General features: G+C 65.6%; 9 protein-coding genes. 1 reads left to right on the plus strand and 8 read right to left on the minus strand.

Annotated features, from left to right (window positions below; translation table 11 throughout):
* Positions 1-12 precede the first annotated feature (12 nt).
* A complete protein-coding gene (locus B552_RS0109915) occupies positions 13-1,107 on the plus strand; it encodes a porin (protein WP_019448863.1) in 1,095 nt (364 codons plus the stop codon).
* Positions 1,108-1,472: 365 nt separating this feature from the next.
* Here the strand turns inward: B552_RS0109915 and B552_RS0109920 are convergent, their stop codons facing one another.
* From B552_RS0109920 to B552_RS0109955, 8 genes are all read right to left on the minus strand, one after another.
* Positions 1,473-1,919, minus strand: a complete 447-nt coding sequence (locus B552_RS0109920) for a flagellar protein FlhE (RefSeq protein WP_019448864.1) — start codon at positions 1,917-1,919, stop codon at positions 1,473-1,475.
* Positions 1,919-2,635 carry an RNA polymerase sigma factor FliA gene (locus B552_RS0109925; RefSeq protein ID WP_019448865.1) on the minus strand — a complete coding sequence of 239 codons (717 nt, stop codon included), beginning with the start codon at positions 2,633-2,635 and terminating at the stop codon, positions 1,919-1,921. Before B552_RS0109925 ends, B552_RS0109920 begins: the two co-directional genes overlap by 1 nt.
* 104 nt (positions 2,636-2,739) lie before the next feature.
* A complete protein-coding gene (locus B552_RS0109930) occupies positions 2,740-3,555 on the minus strand; it encodes a P-loop NTPase (protein ID WP_019448866.1) in 816 nt (271 codons plus the stop codon).
* A gap of 12 nt (positions 3,556-3,567) precedes the next feature.
* Complete coding sequence (gene flhF, locus B552_RS0109935) at positions 3,568-6,048, minus strand: flagellar biosynthesis protein FlhF (RefSeq protein WP_019448867.1); 2,481 nt, start codon at positions 6,046-6,048, stop codon at positions 3,568-3,570.
* A 9-nt stretch (positions 6,049-6,057) separates the two neighbouring features.
* The gene (gene flhA / locus B552_RS0109940; protein WP_019448868.1) at positions 6,058-8,145 is read right to left on the minus strand and encodes a flagellar biosynthesis protein FlhA; all 2,088 of its coding nucleotides are present in this window, start codon (positions 8,143-8,145) and stop codon (positions 6,058-6,060) included.
* Positions 8,142-9,284: a flagellar biosynthesis protein FlhB gene (gene flhB, locus B552_RS0109945; protein WP_019448869.1), complete on the minus strand. Its 1,143-nt coding sequence runs from the start codon at positions 9,282-9,284 to the stop codon at positions 8,142-8,144. Before flhB ends, flhA begins: the two co-directional genes overlap by 4 nt.
* 377 nt (positions 9,285-9,661) lie before the next feature.
* Positions 9,662-10,723, minus strand: a complete 1,062-nt coding sequence (locus B552_RS0109950) for a hypothetical protein (protein WP_019448870.1) — start codon at positions 10,721-10,723, stop codon at positions 9,662-9,664.
* A 148-nt stretch (positions 10,724-10,871) separates the two neighbouring features.
* On the minus strand, positions 10,872-11,603 hold the full coding sequence (locus tag B552_RS0109955) for a YceH family protein (RefSeq protein ID WP_026035511.1): 732 nt from the start codon (positions 11,601-11,603) through the stop codon (positions 10,872-10,874).
* Positions 11,604-11,690: the final 87 nt, after the last annotated feature.

Here is an 11,690-nt window from a genome sequence, read left to right on the forward strand (position 1 = left end):
GGAGAAGAGAAGATGAAGCTGCGCCACCTGGCGCTGGCGGCCGCACTTGGCCTGCCCGCCATCGCCGCCAATGCCCAGTCCGTGACCCTGTATGGCGTCATCGACACCGGCATCGAATACGTCAACCACATCGGCACCACCAGCACTTCCGTGGTCAAGATGCCCAACCTCAGCGGCACCGTCCCCTCGCGCTGGGGCCTGCGCGGCACCGAGGACCTCGGCGGCGGCATGAAGGCCAACTTCGTGCTCGAATCCGGCTTCGCCCCCGACAGCGGCGTCTCCAACCAGGGCGGCCGGCTGTTTGGCCGACAGGCATGGGTCGGCCTCTCCGGCAACTGGGGGCAGGTCAGCCTGGGCCGGCAGTACACCATGCTGTTCTGGGCCACCCTCGACACCGACATCCTCGGCCCCAACGCCTACGGCTCCAGTTCGCTCGACAACTACCTGCCCAACGCGCGCGCCGACAACGCCATCGCCTACAAGGGCAAATTCGGCGGCGTCACCGTCGGCGCCACCTACAGCTTCGGCCGCGACACCGTCAACGCCGGCCCCAGCCCCTCCGGCACCAACTGCGCCGGCGAGACTCCAGGAAATCCGAGCCAATGCCGCGAATGGTCGGCGATGCTCGGCTATGAGACCAACTGGTGGGGCGTCCTGGGCGCGTACGATTCCCTGCGCGGCGGACCCGGTGCGTTTGCGGGCCTGACCTCCAGCTCGCTCAAGGATGACCGTGCCTCGCTTGGCGGCTACATGCTGGTTGACCGCGCCAAGATCGGCGCCGGATGGATCGGCCGGCGCAACGGCGCGCTCGCCAACCCGCGCAGCGACATGTTCTATGCCGGCGTGGCCTACGACATCGTGCCCGCCGTCACGCTATCGGCCGAGGCGTTCTACCTGAAGTACCACAATAGCGCCGACAAGGCCTGGCTCGGCGCGCTGCGTGCCAGCTATGCGTTCTCCAAACGCACCTCGGTCTACACCACGCTTGGCTATATCGACAACGGCGGCAAGCTCGCGCTGTCCGTGGACAGCGCTTCCACCGGCACCACGCCTGCTCCCGGTGCCACACAACTCGGCGCCATGCTGGGGATGAAGCACGTGTTCTGACAACGCTTCAGGTCCTTCCATTTCAAAGTGGGCTCCACCTGCCCGCTCTTCGCCAGTGCTGACGAAGAGCGGGCTTTTTTCATCCGGTTCCAGCGCGCTCCTCTCGCGGCAGCGCGCCTTGTAGCGCCCAACGCGCGGAACGGAGAACGCCTTCTCGAAGTCAATCCAATCCACGGTCGGCTTGTTCCAATGGTGTTGTTCAGATATCACCATTGGACCCGTCGCGGCGCTTGAAATCTATGAGACGACGGAGCATAATCGCGTCACTGCCCTAATCTGTCCACTCCCGGATGTACATGCCGGTGATGACTCTAGGTCGATCAATGGCCCGCCTCGCGCGGGCCATTTCATTTTCCGGCACTGCTCTATCGGTAGCTGACCGTCACCTCGTTGCTGCGTCCTTGCAGCGTGGGAGAGAGTCCGCCGCGGCCCGGCACGCGGAACGCGAACACGAAGCCCTTGGTGGCATCGTCGCCGATGAAGGCATCGGTCTTGCCCTCGGCGCCGGGTAGCAGCACGCACCGCTCGGCGTTGCACAGGTACGCCTGCAGATCGACAGGCGGTGTGGAGGTAAAGCTGTAGCGCCAGCGAACCGAAGTGATGGCCCCAGTTGCCTGCGGCATCGTGCCGGCGGGCAGCACGGGCGCGGACAGCACGCGTAGGCCACGATTGGCAATCGACGGACCCGAGGCGGATGCCGTCCACGCGTAGCGTGAACCGTTGATTTCATACGTGGCCAGCATGTACGGCTGCGCGCCAGCCCAGGCAGGGGCCAACAGGCACAGCGCAGCAGCGGCCAGTCGGCGTGGCATCACAGCAGGCCGCGCAACTGGTTGCGCAGGCGCGTGATGGCCTGGCTGCGGATCTGGCATACGCGCGATTCGGTCACCTCCAGCACGGCACCGATCTCGCGCAGGTTCAGTTCCTGGTCGTAGCAAAGCGACAGCACCAGCTTCTCGCGCTCCGGAAGCTTGTCGATGGCACGGATCAGCGCGTCGCGCATACCTGACTCCATCAGCACCGTCAGCGGGTTAGCATCCTCGGTCACCCCAATGTGGCGATCGAGGAAGTCCTCTTCGCCCGAGCGTTCGAAGTCTTCGTAGTGCAGCAATTGGCAGCCGTAGACTTCGTTGAGCAGTTCCTGGTACTCGTCCAGCGGCATCTCGAGTTCCTTGGCCACCTCGGAGTCAATCGGCGTACGCCCCAGTTTCTGTTCCAGCTGACGCTGGGTGCGCTCGATCTTGCGCGTGAACTGACGCAGGCTGCGCGACTGCCAGTCGTTGGCGCGAACCTCGTCGAGCATGGCGCCCCGGATGCGCTGGCTCGCATAGGTCTCGAAGCGCGCGCCATGGTTGTCTTCATAGCGCTTGGCGGCATCCAGCAGGCCGATCATGCCGGCCTGGATCAGGTCGTCGATCTGTACACTGGCCGGCAGTTTTGCGGCCAGTTGCAATGCGATCCGTCGCACCAGCGGGGCGTGCGACTTGACCACACCTGCCTGTTCGAGCTTTCCCTGAATCGTGTACATGGTGGAACTCTCGGTAAGTACTTTCTATCGATGCCAGCGCCGGCATTTCGCTTCGGCTGACTGGCTGGCTCAGTGTCCGGTCTTGTCGACTTCTTGTTCTGGCGTCATGCGGGCACGGCCACGGCCGTACCCTGGGGCGTTGTTTCCTGCCGCAACGGCCACGCGCCGATGCCGCTGGCTATGTGCCGCAACGCGGTGGTTGCCGATGCTGCGGGGTACGCTTCCACCACGCATCGGCCGAGTTGCAGCGCGCGCGCCACCAACGGGTCCATCGGCAGGTAGCCTGCAAGGCCCGCTTCCACGCCCAGGTACTGACTGGCGGTACGGGCCAGATTGCGTGCCAGCGCCGTGACCGTCGCCTCCGCGGCCGCCATGTTGATGACCAGATGAAACCGGCGGCATGCATATTCGTGGTGCAACCGTTTGATACGTGCGTAGGCTGCCGTGATCGAGGTTGCCTCGGGCCGCATGACGATCACCACGTTATGGGCGATGGCCGCGAGCGGCGACAGCGCACCGGTTACATCGGTTCGTGCATCAATCACTAACGAACGCATATCCGGCAACAGCGCGGACAGCATGCGGTCATCGACCGTCGTGCCTGGAAACGGATTTCCCGCCTGCAGCACCGCCAGACCACTGGCGGCCCTGCCGCCGAGCGCGGAGGCCACCGGCACATGCCCGGCCAGCGCATCGGACAGCGATGCCGCGGGCGTCGCGCCGGACAGCCGCATGGCGCGGGCGCCGTACCGGTCTTCGTCGACCAGCAGGACGCGCTCGCCCTGTAGCGCAAGTGCATTGGCCAGGCCCAGCGCCACCGTGGTGGCACCGGCGCCGGTTTCCGCAGCCACGACCGCGATTCGCCGTGTCACGCGTGGCGCCAGCATGCGGCGCAGGCTTTCCGCCTGATCGGAGCCCATGAGGTTCAAGGCTTACTCCCCTGCGGCTGCAAGTTGGGGCATGGCGGTCATCGCCTGCATCGCCGCTTCGGGCGTGCTGTCGACAGCCGGTGCAAGCGCTGTGCCGCGGCCCGGATAGTTTTCAAGCACATCAAGCAACGCCAGCAGTCGACCCATGCCTTCGTTGAGCACCGTGCCGGGCACAGGCGCGTTGACGCGAGCCGATGCGCGACCGGCCAGGCGCGACAGGAATGCCGGCGCGGTGGCAGTAGGCGTGTGTTGCAGGCGCAGCGTGGTCAGGCCAAGCTGCACCGAGACCATGCTGGCGCCCTGGTTTTCGGCCGCGTCGCCTTCCTGCGCGAAGTGCTCGATGGCATGGCGCAGCGTGCGGAACTGCTCTTCGGCGGCGATCGTCCACTGCATCCAGCGCGCCACGTGCGCGGCGTCTTCGGCCAGGGCCACGTCGCACAGCACGTATTCCACGGCCAGCGTGTCGCCGGTTTCGCAATCGACCATACGGGAAACGACCAGGCATGCCTCGGTACCCGCCTCTGCCGCATTGGCGCGGCCGCGTGCCGCCGTGCGGACCTGACCCTCCGGAATGCGCACGATGCACTGACCGAGCCAGTGCACTGCGCCACGGTCACGCCAGGTGGTGTCGCCAACCGCGTGGAAAGTCAGTGTGTCGGCGATGGTGTCCAGCTTGTTGGCCAGGCCGTCGGCGATGACGCGCGTTGTCTTGCGCGTGCCGGCCACCCAGCGTTCGCCGAGCTGATGCCAGCGCGCAAGCGTGTTTCCGGACGGCAGCGATGTATTGAGGTTGACCACGATGCGCGCGGCAGCCAGCGTGGAGCGCACGGTTTCCGCTTCGGCGTCGGCCTCGGCTTCGCTCATCGACTGGCGCGTGCGGCCGACCGGCACGACGGTGCTGGCCAGCGGCATGCCATCGCGATCGGCCAGCCACAGCGTTTGCTGCATCAGTTGCGGCGCGCGGCGCCCCTGCACGGGCCTCGCAACATTCTGCGCGATGGCCAGCACGTAACGATCGCAGGCACGGCTTGCGTCGCGGCACATCGTCAGACGCACCTGCTGGGCCATCTGGCGCAGGGCCACGCCGCCGGCGCTGCGCTGCTGCCAGAGCTGGCGCGCAATATCGAAACCGTACGTTGCGCCATTCAGTTCTTCCACGCACACGCCCACGGCGTTGGCGCTATCGGTCAGCGAGCGCAGCATGTCGTCCGCGCCAGTTCTTTCGGCCTGGCGCTGTGCCGCTGGCTCGGCACTGCCGGCCTGACGGCGGGCCACGTCGGCGTCGTTGAACAGCGAGCCGCGGCGCGGCGTCATGAACGCGCGCTCCACCAGCGTATCCGCCTGCGCTAGTTCAAGGTGCTCGGGCACTCGTTGGCCCGTGGACGCGTAGAACACCGGGAGGCGGTGGCGGATCACCACGTCCAGCACGGAGCCAAGATGCGTCGCCTCGTCCAGCTTGCTGATGATGCAGCCATCGATACCGCCAGCCCCGCCTGCCACGTCGTGGCGGTAGGCGTGGACGACTTCATTTAGGGTGTCGCCATGGGCGGCACCGTTGAGCAGCAGCACGCGCTGCATCGGCGCCTGCACGCCAGCCAGCATCGCGATCTGGTCCGACAGGCTGCGGTCGCGCTGGCTCATGCCGACAGTGTCGATGATGACCAGATGTTTGTCTTTCATGGCCGACAGCGCGAAGCGCAGGTCGGCGGCATCCTTCACCGCATGCACGGGCACGCCGAGGATATCGCCATAGATGCGCAGTTGCTCATGCGCGCCAATCCGGAAGCGGTCGGTCGTCAGCAGTGCCAGCCGATCGGCGCCATGCCGGAGTACAAAGCGCGCAGCCAGCTTGGCGGTGGTGGTGGTCTTGCCCACGCCGGTGGGGCCGATCAGTGCCAGCACGCCGCCCTGGGCGAACAACGCGTCCTCGTTGGCCAGCACCGGGACCTTCTTTGCAATTTCCTGGCGAATCCACGACATTGCCGCCGGGCGATCGGTGCCGACCGGTAGACGGGACAGCAGCGTGCGCGACAACTGGCCAGAGAAGCCCGCGTTGACGAGCCATTCGAACAGCGACTCACGCAGCGGATCGCCAGCGGCAACGCCGGGCGTGCCGGGGATGCCTGCCGCACCGTTCGACAGCCCTGCGAACTGACGCTCGAGCATGGTGCGCATCGAAGCGAGTTCGCCGCGCAGGTCCACCAGCCCACTGTCCTCCGGCTTGTCGGACCGTCCATCCACGGCGATGGGGGCAAACGCCGCCGGCGCGGTCGCGATGACCTGTGACGGCGGTGGCTCGGGCGGCACGAACATTGGCGCACTGGCGTTCACAGCGCCAAGATCGGTGTCGCGCATTGCCACGATCTCGACGCCGCCGCCGTCGATGGTGCGGTTGGACAGCACCACGGCGTCCGGGCCCATGGCCTCGCGCACCTTGCGCATCGCTTCACGGCCGTTGGCCGCCACAAACTTTGCCACGCTCATGTTCAGTCCTTACGCCGCGCCGCCGATCATGGCGGTGATGCGGATATTGCGGTTGTCCGGTACCTCGGCATGCGACAGCACCTTCAGCTGCGGCAGAGTGCGGCGCAGGAATCGCGCCATCAGCGGCCGCAGCGGTGCCGGCACCAGCAGTACCGCATCCAGGCCCAGTTGCTCCTGGCGAACCACGGCACCTTGCGCCTGCTGCAGCACCGCGTCGGCCAGCCCCGGCTCGATGCCGCCGCCGTTGGCCAGCGCCTGCGTCAGCACGCGCTCCAGGCCGGCATCGAGACTGATGACCTGCAGGTCGGCATTGTTCGGGAACAGTTGCTGTGTAATCGCACGGCCCAGCGCCACACGCACGAGCGTGGTCAGTTCGGCCGGGTCGCTGACCTTTGGCGCCTGCTCGGCCACGACATCGAGGATCGTGCGCATATCGCGGATCGCCACGCCTTCGTCCAGCAGGTTCTGCAGCAGCTTCTGCAGGCCGGTCAGCGAAATCGTCTTCGGCACCAGGTCCTCGGTGAGCTTCGGCGCTTCCTTGCCGATGCGATCGAGCAGCGCCTGCACTTCCTGGCGGCCCAGCAGTTCGGACGCGTGCATCTGGATCAGGTGATTCAGGTGGGTGGCCACCACCGTGCTGGCATCGACCACCGTGTATCCGTACGCCTGAGCCTGTTCCTTGAGGCTGGCGTCGATCCAGACGGCCGGCAGGCCGAAGGCCGGATCGCGCGTGGCGGCGCCGGGCAGTGTGCCGGTGACCTGGCCAGGGTTGATCGCCATCCATTGACCCGGGTTGGCTTCGCCGCTGCCGACCTCTACGCCCTTGAGCGTGATGCGGTACGCGGTGGGCTTCAGTTCGAGGTTGTCGCGGATATGGACCACCGGCACCAGGAAGCCGATGTCCTGTGCGATCTTCTTGCGGATGCTCTTGATGCGGCCGAGCAGTTCGCCGTTCTGGGCGCGATCCACCAGCGAGATCAGGCGGTAGCCCACTTCCATGCCGAGCGGGTCGACCATCGTGACGTCTTCCCACGTGGCTTCCGCAGTTTCGGCCTGAACGGCCGGCGTGCGCTCCTCGCGTGCCTTGGTCTCGACGGCCTTGACATCGCGGCGCATGACGTAGCGGCCAAACCAGGCCAGCGCACCGGCCAGCAGCAGGAACGCGAAGTGGGGCATGCCCGGGATGATGCCCATCATGCCGATAATGGCGGCCGTGATGAACATCACACGCGGGTTGGAGAACAGCTGGCCCGTCAGCTGCTGGCCAACGTCCTGCTCGTTCGACACGCGCGAGACGATCACACCGGCCGCAGTCGAGATCACGAGCGCCGGAATCTGCGCCACAAGACCATCGCCAATCGTCAGCAGCGTGTAGTTGTGGACGGCGGTGCCAAAGTCGAGGTCGTGCTGCACCATGCCCACCACCATGCCCGCGGCGACGTTGATGAACATGATCAGCAGACCGGCAATGGCGTCGCCACGCACGAACTTCGAGGCACCATCCATCGCACCATAGAAGTCCGATTCCTGTGCCACTTCGGCGCGGCGCTTGCGCGCGCCCTCTTCATTGATCAGGCCGGCGTTGAGGTCCGCGTCGATCGCCATCTGCTTGCCGGGCATCGCGTCCAGCATGAAGCGCGCACCCACCTCGGCGATACGGCCGGCACCCTTGGTGATCACCATGAAGTTGATGACCACGAGGATCGCGAACACGACGATACCAACCGCGAAGTTGCCGCCCACCAGGAAGTGGCCGAACGCCTCAATCACCTTGCCGGCGGCGTCCGGGCCGGTGTGGCCTTCGAGCAGCACCACGCGCGTGGACGCGACGTTCAGCGACAGGCGCAGCAGCGTGGAGAACAGCAGCACGGACGGAAACGCCGCAAAATCGAGCGCGCGCTGGGTGTACATGCCGACCAGCAGCACCATGATCGACAGCGCGATATTGAACGTGAACAGCAGATCCAGCACGAACGCGGGCAGCGGCAGGATCATCATGCCGAGGATCATGATGATCAGCAGCGGCCCTGCGAGCGCCTTCATCTGCGCGCCAGAGCGCAGGCCCGGCATGTTGAAGAGGTTGGTCAGTGCGTTCATGCGCGGTTTTCAGGTACGGCAAGTTCGTCCGGCACCAGCAGCTCCCTGGGCCCATCGGGCTGCGGACCGTAGCTGTAGTGCCAGTTCTTCAGTTGATAGACCCAGGCCAGGATCTCGGCCACGGCGGTGTAGAGGCCAGCCGGGATCTCATGGCCCAGTTCGACGTGACGGTGCAGCGCGCGCGCCAGCGGCGGCGCGGAAAGCACCGGCACACGGTGTTCAGCAGCCAGTTCGCGAATGCGGGCGGCTACTTCCTCGGCACCCTTGGCCACCACGCGCGGCGCGCTCATGCGGCCTTCCTCATAGCGCAGTGCCACGGCGTAGTGCGTGGGGTTGGTCACCACCACATCGGCCTTTGGTACTTCGGCCATCATCCGGCGGCGTGCAATGGCCCGCTGCTGCTGGCGGATGCGGGCCTTGATATGCGGATCGCCGTCGGTTTCCTTCTGTTCCTGCTTGACCTCTTCCTTGGTCATGCGCAGCTTCTTGTAGAACGAGTAGAGCTGCCATGGCACGTCCAGCGCCGCGACCAGCAGCAGCGATCCCGCCACCACGCCGCTCACGTAGAGCACCAGGTCCATCATGTGCAACAACGCTTCCTGGACCGGCGCATTCATCAGTGCAACCGCTTCGGGCAACTTGCGCCAGACCATCCAGGCACCCACGCCGCCCACCAGCAGCGACTTGGCGATGGCCTTGGCCAATTCCACCAGCGACTGCGCCGAGAACATCCTGCCGAGCCCTGCCGCCGGCGACATGCGCTTGAAATCCGGCATGAACGACTTGGTGGAGAACATCCAGCCGCCCAGCGCCAGCGGAGCCACCAGCGCCGCTACGCCGAACATCAGCAGAAGCGGCAGGAATGCGAGCAGGCTGTCCCAGATGGCGATGCCGAACTGGGACAACATGCGGTTCGTGTCGAAGGCCGTAGCCGGTTCAAACGCCAGGCTGGTCTGCATCACGGCATCGAGCTTGCGGCCGAGCGTGCCGCCCATAAGCCACAGGCCAAACACGCCAGTCATCAGCATTACAAACGTGCCGAGCTCGCGCGAGCGCACCACCTGCCCCTCCTCGCGCGCCTTCTCAAGGCGCCGGGGTGAGGCGGGTTCGGTTTTCTCGAGATCGCTTTCCTCGGACATGGACGCTCCAACGCGAAGCGCGCGGACGGCACTTCGTCACCGAGGATTATCAAATCCGGGGCCGGGAAGCATTGGGAGGAAAAAGCGGGGAAACAGGTGCCTGTTTCAGGAATGAGGAGAGCGGCGCTAATAACGGCCCCGCACACAACTTTCTTTAGGGGAGGATGACCAATTCGGGGCGATCAGCCGCGATCAGGCCGGTATCAGGCGTCATGACGTCACGTTTCTGGCTTGACATCGCCTGCAGGCGAACTGCGGCTGTCCGGCCCCGGATGGCGGTTCCACGTGGTTCCAAGGCGATTCCGCGACGATTCCGGCGCTATTCCGTCGCGGGTTCGGGCCGGCTGCGGTTGGCCGCGCCCGGCTCCAGCGGGCGCTCACTCCACCAGCGCCAGGTGGGAGGCGGCCGGCACCTGGTCGGGGTACCGCTCCCGGAGCCAGGCGATTCCCTCACCGGGGGTGGCCGAATAGTCCAGGATGGAGCGAAAGAACTCCAGCCTGGCACGCGCGCCGCTCAGGATGCTTCCCCATGTTGCCAGACCGATGCGCAGGTTCGGCTCCTCATGGAAGCAGCCAAACGCACCGGTTGGATGCCTCAGCGTGCGCGCAGCATCAGGTGTCATTTCGTTGGACACGGCCAGGAACGTCCAATGCGTGTGCGTGGTGTCGAATCGGTCGTCCGAGGCAACCGCCATGGCGTAGCCTTCTATCTGTGCCTTTGCGCGGAGGTCGATCTTTTCGGAGGGCCGCTTCAGCTCCACGACGAGGAACTCCCGCCTGAGCCTGGCGTAGGCCGGCACCTCGCGGCCCAGCACAAGGTCCACCACGCCTTCGGAACCGTCGTCCCGCAAGACCGCCTTGAGCTTGCCTCCCTTGCCGGACGCGAGCCTGCCCAGATGCTTGCGCAGTACCGTGTTCAGATTCTCGTTGCTGCCGGTCAACGTGAACTCCTCGCCGAATATCCATGGCTCGCAGGCGAGAATCCGATGGAGTTCAGCACGTTCCTTGACGCTTTGCTTCGATGGGATCTGGAACAGCAGCTCCTGCAGGCCCGCCAGGAACCTGAGCCTGTCCGTGACCATCCTGCTGGCCTCGATGATCGACGACAGCGATGTGAGCGGCAGCAGGCCGGAGAGGACTGACGCCTTGTCGGCGGGAACGCCAAGCACCTCGACAAGAATGCGCTTCAGCGAATCGGGGCTGTCCTCAAGCGTTGCCCTGAGCATGCGAAGAATGAAGCGCCTGTCCTTGGCATTCCCTTGCCGGAGCGTGTCCAGATGCTCGTGGACACCAAGCGCGCAGAGATCGAACACCTTGCGCTGCCGGATCTCCGTGGCATCTCCGGCCGGGCCGGCGAACGGATACACGCCCTCCGATTTCCAGCGCCGGACCACGGCCGGCTCGACATCGGTAATGTGGTGCCCCGTGTTCTGGTCCATATCCTCTCCGTGCAGTTCGGGCCCGATGCCTTCGCGCCGAAGGCGTCGGGCCGATTGACAATGGAGAGCAGGCTAACACCCGAACGCGTGCGATGGACCCTTCGGACACACACTGACACGTCGTTTCAGAATCGTCTCATCCGGACGATCAGTCCAGCCGCTCGGGGTCGACGGGGATGCCCAGTTGGCCGGCCATCTCCTCGACGAGCGCCTGCAAGCGCGCCACCTTGACCTCCAGCGCGCGATGGCTGATACGAAGTGCCTCCAGCTCCGACGGCGAGACCTCGATGTCCGCGCCTGCGCGCGGGCTTGCCGTTTCGGCCAGGCTGACTTCGCCGCACAGCAGATGCATCCAGCGGTGCTCGCGCTCGCCGGGGGCGCGGGGCAGCTTCACGACCAGCGACGGAACGCGTTCGACCAGTTCGTCAAGGAAGGCCTCGACCGACGAGATATCGGCGAACGCATGCAGCCGCGCCGTGTTCAGACGCAACTCCGCGGCGGTCTGTGCCCCACGCAGCAGCAACGTGGACAGCAGCGCCGCCGACTGGCTTGGCACGCTCAGTACCCTGGCCAGGTTCTGCTCGAAACGGGGCACCCGGCTGCTGCTGCCTTCGAACACCAGACTCAGCGACTTGAGTCCGTCGATGGCCGTCAGGATCTCGTCTTCGCTCACGCTCATCACGGGCGAACGTGCGGTCTTCTGGTTGCAGCCGGCGGCCAGCGCGTTGAGCGAAAGCGGGTAGGTGTCGGGAACGGTGAACTGCTTCTCCAGCAGCACCGCCACCACGCGGCCTTCCAGCGGCGTCAATGCGCGCATCGGCGGGCGGGACGGGGTGCCGGATGCGGCGGGAGTATCGGAGGTGTCAGGGGTATCGGTCATCACGGACAACGGCGGGGATCGGCAAGGCAACCATTGAAACGCAAGCGCTTGGCGGACGCAACTTCGCGACGCAACTTCGCGACGCAA

Source organism: Cupriavidus sp. BIS7, assembly GCF_000292345.1.
Taxonomy (GTDB): domain Bacteria; phylum Pseudomonadota; class Gammaproteobacteria; order Burkholderiales; family Burkholderiaceae; genus Cupriavidus.